Source organism: Curtobacterium sp. MCLR17_043, from assembly GCF_003224215.1.
GTDB lineage: Bacteria > Actinomycetota > Actinomycetes > Actinomycetales > Microbacteriaceae > Curtobacterium > Curtobacterium flaccumfaciens.
On the sequence record NZ_QKLH01000004.1, the window covers coordinates 256,582 to 275,598 of the forward strand.

Genomic DNA, 19,017 nt, shown 5'->3' on the forward strand with positions numbered 1-19,017 from the left:
GGGCCGTGCGCGCCCGCGGGCCGTGCGTGCTCGGCGGGGCGTGCGTGCTCCGCGGTCAGGCTGCGGGCAGCTGCTCGCCCGCCTCGATCGCCACGTCGAGCCGGTTCTCGGCGGGCGGCAGCGGGCAGGTCGCGTGCGGGGTGTACGCGCACGGCAGGTTCGTCGCCCGGTTGAAGTCGATGCGGGTGGCACCGTCTGCATCCGGTGCGGCGATGTCGAGACTCCGGTTCGCCGCGTACGTCGTGACCCCGCTCGTGCGGTCGGTGAACAGCACGTGCAGGCCGCCGGCGTGCCCGTTGAACGCCAGGAGCGACCGCGGTCCGTCGAGGTCGAACGTCAGGACGCCGGGGGCCTCGTACACGTGCAGCAGGCCGTCGACGACGCTGCCGACGGTGACCTCACGCGGGGTGTCGAACGGCTCGAAGTGCGCGTCCACGACGAAGCGCTCAGCGGGAGCGTACGCCGGGGTGCCCTGGTAGCCGACGCGGGTCGGGTTCGACGGGTGCCGCGGGCGCAGCAGGTCACTGCCGCCGCGCCGGGCGACCTCGATCACCACGGTCTCCTCGCCGTCGCGCCACACCACGTTCGTGCTCGAGCGCTCCGGCAGCGGGCCGAACCGGTGCGTCCCGGTGACCGGCTGTCCGTCGACCTCGATCGTCTCGTCGTCGGCCAGTGCGACCACCGGGCCGTCCTCGTCCGTCGACCAGCTGCCCGGGGCGTCCTCGAACCGTTCCGGCGTCGCGGTGAGCCAACGGATGCTCGTGATCGCGAGGAAGCCGTGCTCGCTCGCCCGGGCCTGCTCGTGGTCGTCGTGCCACGTGGTCCACGCTTCCGCGAAGGTCGGTGCGGCCGGGGGCGTCGGGTTCGTCGTGGTGGTGTCGCTCGTCGGGGTCGTCGTGCTCATGGGTCGACCGTACGACGCGTGGCCCGGTGGCGCGACGCGGAACGTAACGGGCCGGACCCCTCGTGGCAGAGTGGCACTGCAGCGCACCGCGAAGCCTCGCGCGCGGCCCCCGACTCCCGACAGTCCGCACCCATCGAGAGGAAGGCAGCGCATGCCCTTCGAGAACACCGACCGCATCCAGGCCACCACCGCCGGATCGCTCCCCCGCACCCCCGAGCTCATCGCCGCGAACGCCGCACGGCCCGTGGCCGCCGACGGCTTCACGCTCGAGACCACCGACGAGGTCCGAGCCCTGACGAGCGCGGCCGTCGACGACGTCGTCGCACGGCAGACCGCGCTGGGCATCACGCAGCCCGGTGACGGCGAGTTCGGCAAGGCGATGTCGAACAGCGTCGACTACGGCGCCTGGTGGGGCTACTCGTTCCAGCGCGTCAGCGGCCTGAGCCTGACCGACGAGAACATCTTCTCGCAGCAGCCGGTCCGGTCCACCCCGGGGAACATCCGGCTCACGAGCTTCCCGGACCGCCGCGACTGGACGATCTTCCACGACGCCTACACCGACCCCGAGTCGGGCATCGGCACCGGCAAGAACGCCACCGCGTTCCCGACCACGACCGGCCCGATCACCTACACCGGCCACGAGGCCGCAGCCACCGACGCCGCGAACCTCAAGCACGCGGTCGAGGCCGCCGGCGCGGACAACGGCTTCATCACGGCGCTCTCCCCCGGCTCCGCCGCCCGCATCGCGAACGAGTACTACGCGACGGAGGAAGAACACATCTGGGCGTGGGCCGACGCCCTGCGCGAGGAGTACACGACGATCCTCGACGCCGGCCTCGTGCTGCAGATCGACGACCCCTCGATCGCCGAGAACTGGGACCAGATCAACCCCGAGCCGAGCATCGAGGACTACCGCGCCTTCACCCGCATCCGTGTCGAGGCGCTCAACCACGCGCTGCGGGGCCTCGACACCAGCCGCGTGCGCTTCCACCTGTGCTGGGGTTCTTGGCACGGCCCGCACACCACCGACATCGAGCTCCGCCACATCGTCGACCTGATGCTCGACATCGACGCCGGCGCGTACTCGTTCGAGGCCGCGAACGCCCGCCACGAGCACGAGTGGACCGTCTGGCAGGACGTCGCCCTGCCCGAGGGCAAGGTCATCGTCCCGGGCGTCGTCGGCCACGCCACGAACGTCGTCGAGCACCCCGACCTCGTCGCGCAGCGCATCGAGCGGTTCGCCTCGGTGGTCGGGCGTGAGCGCGTCATCGCCGGCACCGACTGCGGCCTCGGCGGCCGCGTGCACCCGCAGATCGCCGCGGCGAAGCTCGAGTCCCTCGGCGAGGGTGCCCGGCGCGCGAGCGCGAAGCTCTTCTAGCCGCCCGTTCCTTCCCAGAACAGCTGCGGTACCTGGTGAGATCGGGCGTACTTGCCAAGAAGAACAGGGCAGGTACGCCCGGTTCGGGCAGGTACGCCCGGTTCGGGCAGGTACGCCCGGATCGGGCAGGTACGCCCGGATCGGGCAGGTACGCCCGGATCGGGCAGGTACGCCCGTTTCCGCCAGGTACGCCCGGTTCGGGCAGGTACGCCCGGATTCGGACGCACGCGCGGACGGACGGGAGGCCCGGTGCCAGCTGGCACCGGGCCTCCAGGCCGTCAGCGGATGCGTCTACCGACGCGAGCGGCCGAGCACGACGGCCGCGCCCGCAGCCGCGACGCCGAGCCAGACGAGGGGGCGCGTGACGCGCCGTCGCTTCGCGACCCAGCCGCCGTCCGTCGCGTTCGCGGCGTCGGCGGGGGCGTAGAGGTTCCCGTCGGTCGGGGCGCCCTTGCCACGGAGCGCGAACGTCTCCACCATCGGCTTCGTGATCTTGTGGAACAGGCCCGGGAACACGTACTGCAACGGGACGAGCGATGCCTGGATCCGTCCGACGAAGCGGTAGCGCTTGGGGTGCGTGGCGGCCTGCACGACAGCACGGCCGGCCCGCTCGACCGAGACGGTGGGCGGCAGCGGGTGCGAGGTCTTGCCGGTGTAGTTGGCACCGTTCTGGTAGATCGGGGTGTCGATCGTGGACGGCAGCAGCGCGGTGAACTTGATGCCGGTGCCCGCGAACTCGTCACCGAGCACGTCGACCAGGCCGAGCGCAGCGTGCTTGCTCGTCACGTACGCCGACTGGTACGGCGCCGAGAGCAGCGACTGGATCGAGCCGACGAGCACGTAGGTGCCCTTCCCGCGCTGCTTCCAGTGCGGCAGCAGGTGCGTGATGGCGTTGAGGTGCCCGTACAGGTTCGTGTCGACGACGCGCTTGAACGCCTCGGTGGGCGTCTGCTCGAACAGGCCGTAGACGAACAGGGCCGCGTTGCCGACGAAGACGTCGATGCGACCGAAGCGGGTCGTCACCGTGCCGATGAGGTCCTTGACCTGGTGCTCGTCGGCGACGTCGGTCGGGATCGCGATCGCCTCGGCGCCGAGCTTCCGGCACTCGGCTGCTGCGGCCTCGAGCGAGTCGTGCCCGCGTGCGGCGAGCACGAGTGTGGCGCCCTGCCGGGCGAACTCGTGTGCGGCGGCCCTCCCGATGCCGCTCGATGCTCCGGTGATGACGACGATCTTCCCGCGGTACCGATGTCCCATGTGTCCTTGGTACCCGGCCGTGGTCCGTTCCCGCACAGCCGGGTCGTACCCCTGCACGCGGTGCGAAGATGGAGCATGCGCAAGGACGACCTGACCGTCGACGAAGCCGCGGTCATCGCCGAGCACGCCCGCGCCGGTGTCCTCGACGTCGACGACCCCGAGGTGCGGAAGGTCGTCGAGCAGGCGAACCGGGTGCTGGTCCGTGCACAGATGTGGGGCGAGGAGCGGAGCCCGAAGCTGCGGCGTCGCCGACGGCTCATCGCGGTCGGCGCCCTCGTGATGGTGCTCGTCTGGGTCGCGGGGTTGCTCGTGCCGCTGGCGATGCGGTTCGGCTGACGGGTGCGTCCCGCGGACGAAGCGGGATGTGGGCCTGTTCAGGTGCGGCCGGATGGTGCATGATCCGACGACCACACCACCATCGCGCTGCAGGGAGCACGACATGGACCAGCACATCGATCGACGGCGCTTCATGACGCTCGGACTCGCCGGGGCCGCGACGACCGCCCTCGGCGCGACGGCGATCCCGGACGGCTCGGCACAGGCCGTGACCGGAGCTGCGGCGCCGACCGCTGCGCCCGTGCTGCTCGCCGCCGACGAGTTCGACGGCCCGGCCGGCAGCGCGCCGAACCCGGGGATCTGGCGGTACGACCTGGGTGCCGGCGGCTGGGGCAACGCGGAGCTGCAGACCTACACGGACTCGCGGCGGAACGCGGCGCTCGACGGTGCCGGCAACCTCGTGATCACCGCACACCGCGAGGCCGACGGCTCGTACTCGTCGGCTCGGCTGAAGTCCGAGAGCACCTACACCGCGCAGTACGGCCGCATCGAGGCGCGGATCCGCATCCCCCGCGGCCAGGGCATCTGGCCGGCGTTCTGGATGCTCGGCGCGGACATCGGGCAGGTCGGCTGGCCGGCGTGCGGGGAGATCGACGTCATGGAGAACGTCGGGTACGAGCCGGGGATCGTGCACGGCACGGTGCACGGGCCCGGGTACTCCGGCGCGCAGGGCATCTCGGCGGCGTACACGAACCCGTCCGGAGCAGCGTTCGCCGACGACTTCCACGTGTACGGGGTCGACTGGCGCCCTGGCTCGATCACCTGGACGGTCGACGGCGTTGCGTACCGGACGGTCACCCGGGCCGACGTCGGCTCGGCGACGTGGGTGTTCGACAAGCCGTTCTTCGTGATCCTCAACGTCGCGGTCGGCGGGAACTGGCCGGGTTCGCCGGACGCCTCGACACGGTTCCCGCAGCAGATGACCATCGACTGGCTGCGGGTCCACCAGAACGCCTAGCCGTGATCGCCGACGCGGAAGAGCGTCAGGGACGGCGGTTCGCCCGGGCGACGAGCCACAGGTACGTGCTGTGCCCGACCAGGGCGAGTCCGAAGAACACCGCGGCGACCGCGTAGACCCGGTCGAGCTTGCCCTGCCCGATCACGAGCATCACGACGCAGAACGCGACGGCGATCGCGAGGACACCGACCTGCACGGTCGACCAGATCCGTCGGAAGCGCGGCATGCCCGTCTCGTTCACACCGCCCATTCTGCCCGATGCCGTCAGTGCTTCTCCGGGTCGTGGCCCCAGTTCATGAGCGAGTACCGCCAGGGGGTGTCGTGCACGTCGCCGTCGGGCCGCTGCTCCGAGTGCCGGGCGACGTAGCCGACGACCTTCCGCATGTGCGCCAGGTCGTCGTCGGTGCGGTCGGCCTTGTGCTTCTCGAGGATGCGGATGATGTGCCGGCCGCTCTCGTGCCCGGTCGACTCGCCACCGCCCGAGGGCTTCTGCCCGACGGACTTCGACTCGTCGGTGTCGAGCCACTTCCGCAACTCGGTGGCGGTCATGTTCACCGCGTCGTCGAAGTCGGCCCGGGTCTGCTCGTCGTCGTGCTCGCTCATGCCGTCGAGCAAACCCGGCGGTGCTGGACGACTGCGCAGGGCGGATGCGCCTCCGACCGCGCCCAGCCCCTCGCGCGTTTCCTGACCCTGCGAACCCCGCACCCGAACAGGAAGAGGCATCACATGCGCGCAGTCGTGTGGCACGGCATCGGCGACATCCGGCTCGACGAGGTCCCGCAGCCGACGATCCAGGACCCGGAGGACGCGATCGTCCGGATCACCCGCAGTGCGATCTGCGGCACCGACCTGCACTTCGTCCGCGGCACGATGGCACCGATGGTCGAGGGCACGATCCTCGGTCACGAGGCCGTCGGCGTCGTCACCGAGGTCGGGGACGCGGTGCGCGGCTTCAGCCCCGGCGACCGCGTCGTCATCAACTCCACCGTGTCCTGCGGTGCCTGCCGGTACTGCCGGATGGGCAAGACCGCCCAGTGCGACCGCTCGAACAGCAACGGACCGCAGGCGGGCACCGCGTTCTTCGGCGGCCCGGCCTCGACGGGACCGGTCGACGGCATGCAGGCGGAGTACGTCCGCGTCCCGTGGGCCCGCAACACCATGCACCCGCTCCCGGACACCGTCTCCGACGAGCAGGCGATCCTGCTGTCCGACATCTTCCCCACGGGGTGGTTCGGCGCGGAGCTCGCGGGCGTCACGCGCGGTGACGTCGTGGTGGTCTTCGGCGCCGGGATCGTCGGACAGTTCGCGGCGGCCTCGGCGTACAAGCAGGGTGCGGCCCGCGTCATCGTCGTCGACGGCGAGGAGACCCGGCTCGCTGCCGCGCTCGCCCAGAACTGCGAGGTCGTCGACTACAACGCCGAGGACCCGGTCGAGGCGATCATGTCGCTGACCGACGGCATCGGCGCGGACTGCGTGATCGACGCGGTCGGAGTGGACGCCGAACGCCCGAAGCGCGGCCCGGCGGCGGTCGACCAGGACCAGGCGGCGGCGTTCGACGCCGAGGTCGCCACGGTCGCGCCCGACGCCGAGCCCGAGGGCTTCGGCGAGGAACAGCAGTGGAAGCCCGGGGACGGCCCCTCGCAGGTGGCTCGCTGGGCGGTGGCGAGCGTGGCGAAGTACGGCCGCATCGGGATCATCGGGGTGTACGGACCGACGGCCGAGCACTACCCGATCGGCGAGGCGATGCTCAAGAACCTGACCGTGCGGATGGGGAACTGTGACCACCACTCCGTCACCCCGCCGCTGATCGACATGGTGGCGGCCGGACAGTTCGACCCGACAGCCCTGATCACCGAGCACGAGCCGATCACCGACGCGATCGCTGCCTACCAGGCGTTCGACCGACGCGAACCCGGCTGGATCAAGGTCGAGCTCGGCACCTCCTGAACCGAACGCGAGGCACCGGAACGCGACGCACCGGCACGCGCTGCACCGGAACGCGCTGCACCGGACCAGGACGACACCGGGTGGGAATGGAACGGCCCCGCCCGGTGTCGAACTCTCCACCGACCACGAAGGAGCACACCATGAGCCTCGACCTCCACAAGAGCACCGGCGCCGGAACCGTCACCGACGAGCGCGCCTGCCTGCCGAAGCCCGTCCTGCCCACCCTGCACGACGAGCGCACCCCGTCCTTCGGTCGCTGGCTCGGACAGATCAACCACACCGACTGACCCACCGTCGGGAGCGACGGCACGCACGGTCCGCCGACGGCCCGGCCCCTCGCCGCGCACTGCTACCGTGCACCCATGTCCTGGGGCCGGCGGTACTACGCGCTGCAAGCCGTCGGTGGAGCGGCCTGGTGGATCGCCGTCGCGACGCTGCCCTGGATCCGCACGGCCACGCTCGGCTCGCTCGACCCGGTGCTCGTCGCCGTGTTCGACGTCCCGCTGTTCGTCGTCGCCTCGGCGCTCGCCGCCGCCGGCGTCCGGGCCGCCGCGTTGGGCACGACGGTGTGGACCGCCCTGGTGCTCGTCGCCCTGAGCGTCTGGGCCACCGTCACCGGCGAGGCCGGCTGGGGGGTGCTCGTCATGCTGGCCGCCACGATCGGCTCGGCCCTCGCCCTCGCCCTGGTGCTGCTCGGACGGGTCCCGACGGAGTGGGTGACGAGTGGTCCGCTGCGGATCCGGACCGCCGACGCCAGCGCCCCGCGCTCCCGGCACGTCACCGCGACCGTGCTGCAGATCGTCGTCTTCTGGGGCCTGTTCCTCGGGGTGTTCCCCCTGCTCATCGCGTTCGCCGAGCACCGCTGGGGCCTCCACCCGCAGCTGCCGGCACCCTTCGTCACCACCATCACCGTCGTCGGTGTGGTCGTGCTCCTGCTGGCCAGCGCGCTCGGCATCGCGTCGGCAGCGGCGATGTCGACGAAGGGCGAGGGCACGCCGCTGCCCTCGGCCACCGCGAACCGCCTGGTGGTCGCCGGGCCGTACCGGTCGGTGCGGAACCCGATGGCACTGGCCGGCATCACGCAGGGCGTCGCCGTCGGTCTGCTGCTGTCGTCGTGGCTGGTCGTCGTCTACGCGATCGCCGGTTCCGTGGTCTGGAACTGCATCGTCCGCCCGCTCGAGGAATCCGACCTGGAGGAACGGTTCGGCGACGACTTCCGCCGCTACGCCGAGCAGGTCCGGTGCTGGGTGCCGCGGTGGCCGGTGCCGGCGCGCGAGGGTTCGCTGCCGCTCAGCTCGTCGCGCCGCTGATGTTGACGAGCCACGACACCCCGTGGCGGTCGGTCAGCATGCCGAAGGTGTCGCCCCAAGGCGCTGTGGTGAGTGGTTCGATGATCGTCGCGCCCTGGGCGAGGCCGTTCCACCACCGTGTCAGCAGTTCGTGGTCGTCGCCGCTGAGCGAGAGCGAGATGCTGCTCTCCGCGGGTGTCGGCATGCCGGACGGCGCGTCCGAGGCCATCAGGAGCAGGCCCTGGTCGCCGTCGAGCTGGCCGTGCATCACCTTGTCGGCGTCGGCGGGGTCCTGGCTCATGCCGGCTTCACCGAACGTGCCGATGGTGAGCGTCCCGCCGAAGACCGAGTGGTAGAACTCGAGCGCTTCGCGGGCGCCGCTCCGGAACCCGAGGTAGGGGTTGAGGCGAACGGTCATGACGGTCTCCCTCGTCCTGCGCGGGCGTCGTCGTCCGCGTCGTGATCATCGTGGCAGGTCCCGCGTCCCCGCGGAAGGAGACGCCGTCGTCTTCGTTCGGCGCCGCCAGGTCGTCGAGACGCCTCCACATTCGGCGGCGTCTCGACGACGGCAGGGCGTCGCAGCAACACACCGGCGTGTTCGAAGCCGCACCAACGCCGGACGGGAGGCGCGTGGCGACGACGCCACGGGCCTCCAGGCCGTCAGGCGGCGGGGTCCACCACCGGCGGTCGCGCGGACGGGGCGAGCTCACGGATGCGCTTGGCGGGGACGCCGGCGTAGACGCCGTGCGCCGCCAGGCGGCCGACGACCACGGCGCCGGCGGCGACCACGACGTCGTGCTCGATGTGGGCGCCCGGCAGGATCGTGGCGCGGCCGCCGATCCAGACGTGCTCCTCGACGACCACCGGACGGCCGGTCGCGACGTCGCTCCACCGGCCCTCGGCGTCGATCTCGTGGTGGCTCGTCATGATGAGCACCTGCATCCCGATCGCGGTGTTCGCACCGATCGTCACGGGGGCCACGGCCTCGACGGTCACGTTGCGGTTGCAGAAGACGCCCCGGCCGATGGTGAGGTGCTTCGGGTCGCCCGTCAGCGAGAACCCGGTCCCCACACCGGACTCGGCGCGTGCCCCCGCGGCACGGAGCAGCAGCCGCCGGACGATCCGGGGCAGCAGCGGGGATCCGAGCAGTGCCGTGAAGACGAAGTGCTCACGGGCGTAGGAGGCGTCCTCGACGAGCCGGCGGCCGAACGTCGACGGATCGGTCGTCGGCGGGACGGCCGTGGTCGGGACGGGTGGTGCTGCTGAGCCGGCCATGGGGTCTCCAGTCGTCGTGGCTGCGTGTCCGTGCAGCGCAAACGTAGGGCGACGATCGTCGGCGATCGGCCGGACGGCGGGCGGTTGCGGGATTCTTGCGGGCCCGCGCGGCTGCTCGCTAGGCGCGGGCGCCGTCCCGCGCGGTGGACGCGGTCTGCCGGGGCAGCTCGCCGAACTCCTCGCGGTAGCTCCCCGCGAACCGGCCGAGGTGGGCGAACCCGGTGGCCCGGGCGATCTCGGCGATGCTCCGACCGTCGCCCGACTCGAGCTGTTCGCGGGCGAGCAGCAGCCGGATGCGGCGCAGGTACATGGTCGGGGTGATGCCGTGGTGCCGCTGGAACGCCGCCTGCACGCCACGCACGCTCAGGCCTGCGGCCTCGGCGACGTCGTCGACGGTGATCTGCTCCGTGGCGTGCTCGAGCAGGAAGGTCTCGGCACGGGCGAAGCGGGCGGTGGCGGCCATCGCCGGCTCGTGCTGCCCGACGGGCCAGTGCGGGATCGCGGTGAGCAGCCCACCGGCGGCGAAGCGCGCGAGCTCCCGCTCGCGTTCGACCGGGACGGCGTCCGGTCCGGCCAGCACCTCTTGTGCGACGGACCGCACCATGAGCCACCAGGCAGCGAGCGGCGCGCCCTCGGGGACGTGCCGCGGACGGAACTCGATGGGACCGGGGGCCCAGTCGCCGCGTTCGGCCGCGACCTGTTCGACGATCGAGCGGTCGATGCGCAGGACGTCCTTGTTGCACGCGATCCAGCGGAAGCGCTGGGGCCCCTGCCGGAAGAGCGTCGGGCGGCCGATCTTCACGATGTTCTCGTCGACCTGGGCGACCCCGGACTTCATCCAGAAGATCATCATCGCGTCGCCCGGCTCGATCGTGCCGCTCAGGACCCCGGTGCAGCGGGTCGACTCGAGCGACAGCAGTGCCGTCCCGCGCACGCGTTCCTCGAACACGAACTCGGCGTCCGTGGGTTCGACCGACAGTCCGTGGGTGATGTGCGTCCGAGCCATCGCCTCGGCCGCGACCGACGGCTCGGCGGTCTGGGTCTCCCGCAGCAAGCGGTGCATCGTCTCGGGCACGTGATGATCCTCCCGACAAGTCGGCGTCCGCGCAACGAGCGACGCGCCGCGTTCCTGTACGGCGGCCAGCCAACGCGCTGTTGGCTGTGCTCCAGGAGGTCGAACATGAAGTACATCCAGTACGACCGCTCGACGATCCTGACGAGCGACGACGTGGCCGATGCCGTGATCGAGTACGCCGCCGCACTGGCCGGGGGCAGCCGTGCGGACACCGTGGCGATCCCCGCCGTGGCCGCCGACGGCACCATGACGACCACCAAGGTGCTCATCGGTCCGTCGAGCCAGCTCGTTGTCGAGGACGCCGAGGAGGACGAACTCGAGGCTGAGGACACCGTGTTCGTGGCTCGCCTGCGCGCCGCCGCGCTGACGTTCGACCACGACGAGGTGATCCACGCGGACACCCGGTCGGACCTGACCGAGGGGCCGGTGGCGTAGGGGCGCCGGCTCAGCGCCCGAAGTCCGGCGGCGACGCGTTGGTGTCGACGGCGAGCACGGCCTCGGTGCGCCGACCGAGTTCGAGCAGGAACGCCTCGCCCTCGGGTTCGAGGTCGTCGTCCGGAGCGGGCTCGAGGGCGACCGGGATCGCCGGGGCCAGGAGCACCTCGATCGTGCTCGCCACCCCGAAGTCGTCGGCCGTCGGGATCGACACGACGTCGCTCAGCCGGCTCTGGTGCAGTGCTGCGGCGTACCGGATCACCGCGTCGGCGATCGTGTCGCTCGTCAGGACACGGACCGTGCCCGCGTAGTTCACGTACTTCACACTTGCTCCCTGGTGAAGAGGAGCATCCGTCGCGGTGACGGTTCCCTGATCCGCTGCCACGGTAGGCCGCCGTTGCGCGCCGCACACATCTTCGCTTTCCGGACGGGGTACGCCCGGAGCCTGAACCGGTGCCCAGTGGGGGTCGCAGACGATCGGGGACGTCCAGGGAAACCGACCACAGGGAGAGACATGACCGAGCAGCAGCAGACCCCGGGGAGCGACCAGGAACTCACCCCGAAGGCCGACCACGGCGAGGAGTCGTACCGCGGCTCCGGCAAGCTCACCGGCAAGCGCGCCGTCATCACCGGCGGGGACAGCGGCATCGGGAAGGCCGTCGCGATCGCGTTCGCGCGCGAGGGCGCTGACGTCCTGATCAGCTACCTGCCGGAAGAGGAGGACGACGCGCAGGACACGAAGCGCTGGATCGAGGAAGCCGGTCGGAAGGCCGTGCTGTTCCCGGGCGACGTGAGCGATCCCGCGTACTGCCGATCCGTCATCGACCAGGCGGTCTCGGAACTCGGCGGGCTCGACGTCCTCGTGAACAACGCCGCCTACCAGATGACCCACGAGACGATCGAGGAGATCAGCGACGAGGAGTGGGACCACACCCTCGCGACGAACCTCAGCGCCTACTTCCACCTCGTCAAGGCGGCCCTGCCGCACCTCGGCCCGGGGTCGTCGATCATCGGCTCGAGCTCGGTGAACTCCGACAACCCGAAGCCGAACCTGGCGCCCTACGACGTCACGAAGGCCGGCGTCGCGAACCTGTCGGCCGCGCTGGCGCAGCTGCTCGGGGAACGCGGCATCCGCGTGAACAGCGTCGCCCCCGGTCCGATCTGGACGCCGCTGATCCCGTCGACGATGCCGCCGGAGCAGGTCGAGCAGTTCGGCAAGCAGTCGCCGCTCGGCCGTCCCGGCCAGCCGGCCGAGCTCGCACCCGTCTACGTGCTGCTCGCCAGTGACGACGGCAGCTACGTCTCCGGCGCGCGGGTCGCCGTCACCGGCGGTACCCCGATCCTGTGACGGGACGCCGGTCCGGCAACGGGACCACGTGACGGACGGGAGGCCCGGGGCACGACGTGCGCCGGGCCTCCCGTCCGTCGTCGGGGAACGCTCCTGGCTGAACCGCCGCCCACCGGGGCTGGCCTACGTTCAGGGCCATGTCCACGCGAGCGAAGACCGTCACGGCGCTGTTCGGCGCCGCCACCGTAGCCCTCCTGCTCACCGCCTGCGACCCCGGCGGAGCCCAGAACATCAACCCCGTCGGCAAGGTCCCCGGCTCCGAGGAGAAGTCCCAGTCGGCCCAGTGCGACGTGGCCGCCAGCGCCGCCGTCGACATGATCGACAAGGCGGTCGGGTCGCACGACACCACCGAGTTCGCGAACATCCAGAAGGGGGACGGCGGCTGGTACCTCGGTGCCGCGATCGTCCCCGCGGACAGCAACGACTCGAACGACGACGAGGTCACCATCTGGGCGACCACCGCCGACCCCACGGCCGACGACTTCGACGGTCCGCTGTACGCCGTGAACGACGTCGCCAAGCAGGCCGTCGCCGACGAGACGACCACCACCTCGGACGCGCCGACGCCGTTCGCCGACGACTCGAAGGCCGCCGAGCAGGTCGAGAGCTGCGTCGTCGAGGCGTCCGACCGCTAGTCGTCGGACACCGCGCAGTGGCCGATCAGTCCTTGGGCTGGTCGGCCACTTCCACGTCCACGTGGTAGTCGTCGCCGCCGTCGGTGCTGATCGTGGACACCGAGTCGTAGACCACGTCGTAGCCCGCCGTGTTCACGTCGCAGTGCACCTCGGCGCCGTCCTCGATCGCGATGTCGTCCGCACCGCAGTCGACCTCGGGGGTCGCGTCCGAGACGTCCGCCAACGCGTCGACGACGACGCGTTCGAAGGCGTCCGGTGTGACGGTCCGTGACGACGACGTCGACACCGTGCACCCGCTGAGCGTCACCGCCAGGGCGATCGTCGCGGTGAGCGTCGTGAGTGCGGTGATGGCGCGCTGGTGCTGCATGGTGTCCCCCGTGGTCCCCTGGCCGCTGCTCGCCCCGAGATCGGGGACCGGCAGTTCCTCGACGATAGCGGGAAGGTGCGAGGACGTCTGCCACGAGTTCGGGTCAGGAGCAGACGTCCTCGCGCTACGACGCCGTCGGGTTCGACGCGGTGGTCATGACGAGGCCAGCCCGGGAACGGGGGGTCGGGCACCCGCCGGTAGGGTCCGGCGGGGTAGCTTCCGGAGACTGTACGACGACCACGGCTCAGACGTGTACAGGATCCGCCGGAACCGGACAGGAACCGGCGGGTCCCGGATCAGCCCGTAGCCGCTCAGCCGTGCTGCAGCCGGTCCGCGACGCGGGCCCACTGGTCGTGCTCCCACTGGGCGTAGGCCTGTCGCCGACCGGACGACCCGAAGTCGTTCTCGACGTTCGCACTGACGGTCATGATCGTCTGCCCGTCGGTGGCTCGGACCGTGAAGTCGATGTTCAGCACCGATCCGGCCCCGCCGATGTTCTGATCGGTCGCGGTCAAGATCAGGCCGGAGTTCACGCCCGGTCGCACCGTCGGATCCGAGTAGTCGTACAACGTGCTCACCCGGAAGCTGTCGTCCCCGAACCGGTTCAGGGTGAACGGCACCACGTCACCCACCTTCGGGAACGCGGTCGGGGCGCCGGTGATCGGGATCCCGCACGAGAAGCAGGTGTGGAGCCGGTTCCAGATGTCCGTGGGGCTCGCGTGCCCCAGGGGGTAGGTGAACCAGTAGTTCCAGTGCTGCGACGAGGTGGTCGGTGTGGTCGGCGTGGAGACCACGGCGGCCGTCGCCTGCGCGGCGTCCGCGGAGGCCTGTGCCGGAGTCGCGACCAGGACCGCGCCCACGACGAGCGCGACGCCGGACAGCAGCGTGGGGACGTGGTGCGCCCGAGCTGGCATGGAGATGGGCATGTCGTCTCGTTCCTCGGCGTGCGCCGTCAGTTTCGCCAGACGATCGTCTGGTGGCTCCACGGTAGGCGAGCTGGACCCCGCCCGGCTGAGCGTCGACCCGGGGAGTGATGAAGGCCCGCTCAGCAGCACAGCGGCTCACTAGACGATCGTCTTCTGAACGCCTACGGTTCCTAGCACCCCGTTCCGCTCCCGAACCGTGAGAGACCGCATGCGCAGCGCCCGCCACACCACCGTGCTCGAGACCGGCTGCTGACGTGGCAGCGGCGAAGGCGACCGTCCTGCTCGTGAGCGACTTCCCCCTGTCGGCGATGCGGGGCGAACGAGCCGCGCTGGTCGAGCAGGCGAAGGCCTTCGCCGAGTCCGGTCACGTCGTCTGGGTGGCGACTCCGCAGTCGAGCGAGACCGCGGACCTTCGGAAGCACGGCGTCCGCCTGTTCGAGGTCGAGCCGTCGATCAGCGCCCCGGAGAGCGACCTACCCGTGGTCCGCAACTCGGTCCGTGTCCGCAGGTGCCTCGGCACGCTGATGGTCGAGGAACGGATCGACCTCGTCGTCACCCACTCGGACTTCGGCCTCGCCGCGGCGGCGCTGACGACGGCGCGCTCCCTCGAGCTGCCGACGATCCACACCGTGCACGGTTCGGCGCCGGTCCGGGGCTGGACCGCGGCGGCGATGGCACCCCTCGCACGGCACGCGCACCGCGTGGTGACCGGGATCCGGCCCACACGGCACCGCTTCACGGGGCACCCCATGGACGACGCTCGCCGCAACATGGCAGTGGCCGTCTCCGGGGCGGCCGACGTCGTCGTCACCCCGACGACGCGGCAGGCCCGTGTCCTCCGCGAGGCCGGCATCGGCCCGGTCCACGTCGTGCCCAACGCCCTCGTCCGCCGGCCGGTCGAACCGCCGCCGTCGCCGGAACTCGGCCCGCTCCGGCTCGTCTGGGCGTCGCGGTTCACCCCGGACAAGCGCCTCGACGTCCTCCTCAACGCGATCCGGCTGGTGGAGATCCGCCTCGGGGCACACGCCGTGCGGGTCGACGTCGCCGGTGGGACCGTCCCCCCGGCCCGCACGCCGGTGTCGGTCCGCGTCCACGGCCGCCTGTCGTCGCAGGCCGTCCACGACCTGCTGCTGTGCGGGCACGCGGCGGTGGTCTGCTCGCTCGAGCACGACGGCCAGCCGATGACCGCACTCGAGGCGATCCGGGACCACCGCCCGGTCATCGTCTCCGACATCCGCCTGGCGAGTGAGTTCGGCTCCGCCGCCGTCCTGACCGACGACGAGACCGCGTTCGGGCTCGCCACGACGATCATCGAACTCGCCTCGGACCGGACGCTGCTGCGACCGCACACCGCCGCCGCGATCGAGCACGCCCGACGCGCGACGCCGGAACGGCACACCGATCAGGTCCTCCGGCTGGTCGCCGGTTCGCGTTCCTGCTGAGTGACGGCCCGGAGGCGGTGACGCACGCGGGCCGTCGTGCCACCGGTGACGAGCAGCCCGAGCGCGAGCAGCGCGAGGGGCAGCGGATCGGCTCCGGTGGCGGCCAGGCTCCCGGTCCCGCCGCCGGGCTCCACGCCGGCGACAGGCGCCGTGTCGACGTCACCGCCCGTACCGGGTCCGCCGCCGCCCTGGTTGCCCGTACTGGTCCCGCCCGGGCCGGGGGTCGGTGTGCCGGACCCGCCACCGCCACCACCGGGCTCGCCGTCGCCTCCGCCACCGCCACCGCCGCCCCCATCGCCACCGCCGTCGCCGCCTCCGTCGCCCCCGCCGTTGCCGTCGTCCGGCACCGCCGTGTTCACGATGGTGCAGACGACGTCGTCGCCGTCCGCGACGGTGACCGCCCCGTCCGTCACCGGCGCGCCGGTGCAGGTCCAGTCCCCCGCCTCGTAGCCGTCGGGGCCGCCCGACTCGGTCAGCGTGTAGTCCCCCGGCTGCACCGGTCGACCCGTCACAGCGTCGCTGCCCGACGTGCCGGAGACCGTGCTCGGTCCGGTCGCGGTCAGGGTCCAGTCACCCGGGTCCGCATCGCCACCGACGACCCGCTTGACCAGGGTGAGGTCCCCCTCGACCGCGTCGGTCGACAGGCACGACACCGTCGTCGAGAACGGGAACCCGTGGATCTCGCGTGGCACCGGGCCGGCGGCGGTCGCGACCCCGTGCGTGAACGACGCCGCGACGACGTTGCCCTCGACGTTCTGCGTCACGTCCCACCGCAGGTCGGCCCGGGGAGCGTAGATCGTGCCCTCGAGGACGTCGGCGCCGGTAACGTGCACGGTGGTCGCGTCCGGGAAGTTCCAGAGCACGAACGGCGCGTGCGCGTTCGTCAGGTTCGCGAGGTTCGGCACGGAACCGTCGAAGGTCGTCCCGGTGACGTTCACGACGAGGGGCGATCCGGGGCCGGGCAGGCCGTCGAAGGTCAGCAGGTCGAGTGTGTCGAGGTCCGCGGCGGCCACCGTCAGCACGTTCGTGACGCCGGGCTGGACATCCGCGTACGCGGCCGTCCCCGGCGCGATCGGCGTCGGCAGGGGCGCGCCAGCGGCATCGTGGAGCACGGTCGTCACCGGGCACGTCCCGAGGTCGGCGGACAGGGACCGGTAGCGGGCGAAGGACGACGCGAAGTCCAGCACCGACGGGTCGGCCGTCGTCGGGACGGAGCTCGCAGGCTGCCGGGTGGTCCCCTCGATGCGGGGGAACGTCTCGGCGGTGGTGCCCTCCGGAGCGAGCCGGTAGTCGATCGTCGCGCCGTTCTGGTCGGTGTCGAAGGCATCGTAGGTCGCCGTGTCGCCGACGTGGGCGTACCCACCGTTCAGCACGCGGAGCACGGCCGACTGCTCCGAGGGGAACCGGATGCCGCCGCCGACGTACAGGAACGTGGGACGGCTCTCCCCCGGCAGCGTCAGGGCGTTCGCGGGCGGGTTGCCCGCGCCGATGTTGTAGCTGGTCTCGAAGGCCAGGTCACCGCCGGCGGCGAGCGTGCCCTCGGCCTCGTCGGCGGCGAGCTCGACGTCGCCCTCGACGAAGACCAGGAACCCCTGGTTCGCCGGGTGCCCGTCCACCGGCACGGTGACGGGGTTGACGGGCGGGACGTCGGCCGCCGCTGCCGGCTCCGTCGCGAACAGGGCCGCCGGCGTGACCAGGGCCGTCGGAACGAGCAGCGCGGCGACGCCGAGCAGTGCCGTCCGGCTGCGGACCCGCGCCGTCACGGCCGGGCCGCCCGGTCGGCCTCGGCGTCGGCGTCGGCGTCGGCGCCCTGCTCGTCGCGCCACTCGTCGAAGTACTGCTTGCCGATCGCCCGCAGGCTCCGGCCGATCTGCGTGTAGTCCTCGTCGCGCAGGTTCGCCAGCGACACCCGGACCGACCACTCGGGGCCGTCGAACCCGCCTCCGTTCAGCAGGATGATGCCGGTCTGGTCGGCGAGCCGGAACAGGATGTCGGTCGGTTCGTAGTGCTCGCGGAGGAACGTGCCGATCCCCGGCCCGCGCAGCCGTTCGGCGTAGGCCAGCACGTCGAGCTCCACGTAGTAGCCGACCCGGTTGACGTCCTCGGGCAGGGTGACCTGCATGCCGTCGAGCAGCAGCTCCAGGCGGTGCCGGATGAGCCCCTGCGCCTGGTGCTTGTAGTGGTCGGTGTCGTCGAGCACGGCGTACGCCGCGAAGAGCAGCATCTGGCACTGCTGCGGGAGCGACAGTCCGGCGGTGTGGTTGAGCGCCACCGAGCGGCTGTCGGCGACGAGCCGGTCGACGAACCGGATGTCGCGCGGGTGCAGCGAGAGGGTGCCGTACCGGGCGTCGAGGGCGGACTGGTCCGCTTCGGGCAGTGCGGCGAGCCGCTCGTCGAACACGTTGTCCCGGTTGACGGCCACGACGCCGAGCCGCCAGCCGGTCGCGCCGAAGTACTTCGAGAACGAGTAGACGCCGATCGTGTTCCGCGGGACCTCGGCCATCAGGGAGCGGAAGCCGTCGATGAAGGTGCCGTAGACGTCGTCGGTGATGATCGTCAGCTCGGGGTTGTCGGTGGCGACGACGTGGGCGATCGCGTCGAGCGTCTCCTGGGCGATGCGGACCGAGGGCGGGTTCGTCGGGTTGACGACGAACAGGGCCTTGACGGACGGGTCGCGCAGTCGGTCGATCTCCTCCGGCGGGTACTGCCAGGTGTGCACGCCGTCCTGGTCCACGGTGCTGGCGTGCAGGTGCACCTGCTCGAGGTCGTAGTCGGCCAGCGCGGGGATCTCGAGGTACGGGGTGAAGATCGGCGTCATCAGCGCGATCCGGTCGCCGCGGTGCATCAGCCGGTTCTCGAGCAGCGAGTCGAACACGTAGCACATCGCCGCGGTGCCGCCCTCGACGGCGAACAGGTCGTACGGCTGCGCCGGCGGTTCCCCGGCGCACATCTCCTGGACGAGGTACTCGTGCACGATCTGCTCGGCGTGGTGCAGCATCCGGTCCGGCTCCGGGTAGTGGTCGCCGATCACGGAGTCCGCGAGTTCCCAGACGAAGGAGTCGGGTGCGAAGCCGAGGTCGTCCACCCCGTGCCGGAGCACCCGGCGCAGCAGGTCGACCCCGGGTTCGCCGTCGTGCTCGGTCAGCCACGCCCCGAAGCGATCGGCGATGCCGTCCTTCTGCGGTACGCCGACGAGTTCGGGGTCCCACTCCCGGTTCTCGCGCGAGACCGTGAGCGCGAACTGCCCGAGGGCGAAGAACGCCTCGCGTGGGGTGGGCGCGATGAAGTTGGGGTTGCCGCGGCCGGCGTTGAGCATCTGGAACGCGGTTCGTGATTCGTGCTCGCCGGCGATGCGCTGGAGTTCGTCCTTGAGTTCGAACGGGGACAGGTGCTGCAGGCGCGCGATCTGCTCGCGGGAGACGCTGGCGACGGGCATGTGGTGCTCCTT

At 71.5% G+C, this 19,017-nt stretch carries 22 protein-coding genes; 10 read left to right on the forward strand and 12 right to left on the reverse strand.

The window, feature by feature from the left end:
- Positions 1-55: 55 nt before the first annotated feature.
- Positions 56-904 carry a DUF1684 domain-containing protein gene (locus DEJ03_RS06025; protein WP_110863886.1) on the reverse strand — a complete coding sequence of 283 codons (849 nt, stop codon included), beginning with the start codon at positions 902-904 and terminating at the stop codon, positions 56-58.
- A 151-nt stretch (positions 905-1,055) separates the two neighbouring features.
- Here DEJ03_RS06025 and DEJ03_RS06030 point away from each other — a divergent pair, with 151 nt between their 5' ends.
- Entirely contained in the window at positions 1,056-2,282 is a 1,227-nt protein-coding gene (locus tag DEJ03_RS06030; RefSeq protein WP_110863887.1) for a cobalamin-independent methionine synthase II family protein, read from the forward strand.
- A gap of 291 nt (positions 2,283-2,573) precedes the next feature.
- On the opposite strand, the gene DEJ03_RS06035 is transcribed toward DEJ03_RS06030, so the two are convergent.
- Positions 2,574-3,536, reverse strand: coding sequence for an SDR family oxidoreductase (locus DEJ03_RS06035; protein WP_071405276.1), 963 nt, complete (start codon positions 3,534-3,536; stop codon positions 2,574-2,576).
- A gap of 75 nt (positions 3,537-3,611) precedes the next feature.
- Here DEJ03_RS06035 and DEJ03_RS17870 point away from each other — a divergent pair, with 75 nt between their 5' ends.
- Positions 3,612-3,872, forward strand: coding sequence for a hypothetical protein (locus tag DEJ03_RS17870; RefSeq protein WP_071405277.1), 261 nt, complete (start codon positions 3,612-3,614; stop codon positions 3,870-3,872).
- Between the two features lie 103 nt (positions 3,873-3,975).
- Positions 3,976-4,830: a family 16 glycosylhydrolase gene (locus DEJ03_RS06040; protein WP_110863937.1), complete on the forward strand. Its 855-nt coding sequence runs from the start codon at positions 3,976-3,978 to the stop codon at positions 4,828-4,830.
- A gap of 25 nt (positions 4,831-4,855) precedes the next feature.
- On the opposite strand, the gene DEJ03_RS06045 is transcribed toward DEJ03_RS06040, so the two are convergent.
- The gene (locus DEJ03_RS06045; protein ID WP_111110269.1) at positions 4,856-5,056 is read right to left on the reverse strand and encodes a hypothetical protein; all 201 of its coding nucleotides are present in this window, start codon (positions 5,054-5,056) and stop codon (positions 4,856-4,858) included.
- 38 nt (positions 5,057-5,094) lie between these two features.
- Positions 5,095-5,433 carry a DUF3140 domain-containing protein gene (locus DEJ03_RS06050; RefSeq protein WP_071244508.1) on the reverse strand — a complete coding sequence of 113 codons (339 nt, stop codon included), beginning with the start codon at positions 5,431-5,433 and terminating at the stop codon, positions 5,095-5,097.
- Positions 5,434-5,556: 123 nt separating this feature from the next.
- Here DEJ03_RS06050 and DEJ03_RS06055 point away from each other — a divergent pair, with 123 nt between their 5' ends.
- From DEJ03_RS06055 to DEJ03_RS06065, 3 genes are all read left to right on the forward strand, one after another.
- A complete protein-coding gene (locus DEJ03_RS06055; protein WP_110863889.1) occupies positions 5,557-6,777 on the forward strand; it encodes an alcohol dehydrogenase catalytic domain-containing protein in 1,221 nt (406 codons plus the stop codon).
- 140 nt (positions 6,778-6,917) lie between these two features.
- Positions 6,918-7,064, forward strand: a complete 147-nt coding sequence (locus DEJ03_RS17875) for a hypothetical protein (protein WP_164941096.1) — start codon at positions 6,918-6,920, stop codon at positions 7,062-7,064.
- A 75-nt stretch (positions 7,065-7,139) separates the two neighbouring features.
- Positions 7,140-8,087: an isoprenylcysteine carboxylmethyltransferase family protein gene (locus tag DEJ03_RS06065; RefSeq protein WP_110863891.1), complete on the forward strand. Its 948-nt coding sequence runs from the start codon at positions 7,140-7,142 to the stop codon at positions 8,085-8,087.
- Here DEJ03_RS06065 and DEJ03_RS06070 read toward each other — a convergent pair.
- The 3 genes from DEJ03_RS06070 to DEJ03_RS06080 all read right to left on the reverse strand — a co-directional run bounded on the left by DEJ03_RS06070 (position 8,068) and on the right by DEJ03_RS06080 (position 10,416).
- Positions 8,068-8,484, reverse strand: a complete 417-nt coding sequence (locus DEJ03_RS06070) for a VOC family protein (protein ID WP_110863892.1) — start codon at positions 8,482-8,484, stop codon at positions 8,068-8,070. The genes DEJ03_RS06065 and DEJ03_RS06070 overlap by 20 nt on opposite strands.
- A 242-nt stretch (positions 8,485-8,726) precedes the next feature.
- Entirely contained in the window at positions 8,727-9,341 is a 615-nt protein-coding gene (locus tag DEJ03_RS06075; protein ID WP_110863893.1) for a DapH/DapD/GlmU-related protein, read from the reverse strand.
- 118 nt (positions 9,342-9,459) lie between these two features.
- On the reverse strand, positions 9,460-10,416 hold the full coding sequence (locus DEJ03_RS06080) for an AraC family transcriptional regulator (protein WP_110863894.1): 957 nt from the start codon (positions 10,414-10,416) through the stop codon (positions 9,460-9,462).
- Between the two features lie 105 nt (positions 10,417-10,521).
- Here DEJ03_RS06080 and DEJ03_RS06085 point away from each other — a divergent pair, with 105 nt between their 5' ends.
- Complete coding sequence (locus DEJ03_RS06085) at positions 10,522-10,851, forward strand: hypothetical protein (protein WP_110863895.1); 330 nt, start codon at positions 10,522-10,524, stop codon at positions 10,849-10,851.
- Positions 10,852-10,861: 10 nt separating this feature from the next.
- On the opposite strand, the gene DEJ03_RS06090 is transcribed toward DEJ03_RS06085, so the two are convergent.
- Positions 10,862-11,176, reverse strand: coding sequence for a hypothetical protein (locus tag DEJ03_RS06090; protein WP_071244494.1), 315 nt, complete (start codon positions 11,174-11,176; stop codon positions 10,862-10,864).
- Between the two features lie 189 nt (positions 11,177-11,365).
- Here DEJ03_RS06090 and DEJ03_RS06095 point away from each other — a divergent pair, with 189 nt between their 5' ends.
- Both DEJ03_RS06095 and DEJ03_RS06100 read left to right on the forward strand, forming a co-directional pair.
- Positions 11,366-12,199 (forward strand): SDR family oxidoreductase, encoded by an 834-nt coding sequence (locus DEJ03_RS06095; RefSeq protein ID WP_110863896.1) that lies wholly within the window; start codon positions 11,366-11,368, stop codon positions 12,197-12,199.
- Between the two features lie 137 nt (positions 12,200-12,336).
- A complete protein-coding gene (locus DEJ03_RS06100; protein WP_110863897.1) occupies positions 12,337-12,834 on the forward strand; it encodes a hypothetical protein in 498 nt (165 codons plus the stop codon).
- Positions 12,835-12,859: 25 nt separating this feature from the next.
- On the opposite strand, the gene DEJ03_RS06105 is transcribed toward DEJ03_RS06100, so the two are convergent.
- On the reverse strand, positions 12,860-13,201 hold the full coding sequence (locus tag DEJ03_RS06105; protein WP_110863898.1) for a DUF4333 domain-containing protein: 342 nt from the start codon (positions 13,199-13,201) through the stop codon (positions 12,860-12,862).
- A gap of 311 nt (positions 13,202-13,512) precedes the next feature.
- Positions 13,513-14,127 carry a hypothetical protein gene (locus tag DEJ03_RS06110; protein ID WP_110863899.1) on the reverse strand — a complete coding sequence of 205 codons (615 nt, stop codon included), beginning with the start codon at positions 14,125-14,127 and terminating at the stop codon, positions 13,513-13,515.
- Between the two features lie 284 nt (positions 14,128-14,411).
- On the opposite strand from DEJ03_RS06110, the gene DEJ03_RS06115 reads away from it, so the two are divergent.
- Positions 14,412-15,569, forward strand: a complete 1,158-nt coding sequence (locus DEJ03_RS06115; RefSeq protein ID WP_146237660.1) for a glycosyltransferase family 4 protein — start codon at positions 14,412-14,414, stop codon at positions 15,567-15,569.
- On the opposite strand, the gene DEJ03_RS06120 is transcribed toward DEJ03_RS06115, so the two are convergent.
- Entirely contained in the window at positions 15,530-17,332 is a 1,803-nt protein-coding gene (locus tag DEJ03_RS06120; RefSeq protein ID WP_181422619.1) for a collagen-binding domain-containing protein, read from the reverse strand. The two genes, DEJ03_RS06115 and DEJ03_RS06120, sit on opposite strands and share 40 nt — an antisense overlap.
- A complete protein-coding gene (gene aspD, locus DEJ03_RS06125) occupies positions 17,329-19,005 on the reverse strand; it encodes an aspartate 4-decarboxylase (protein ID WP_110863902.1) in 1,677 nt (558 codons plus the stop codon). Before aspD ends, DEJ03_RS06120 begins: the two co-directional genes overlap by 4 nt.
- Between the last annotated feature and the right edge of the window lie 12 nt (positions 19,006-19,017).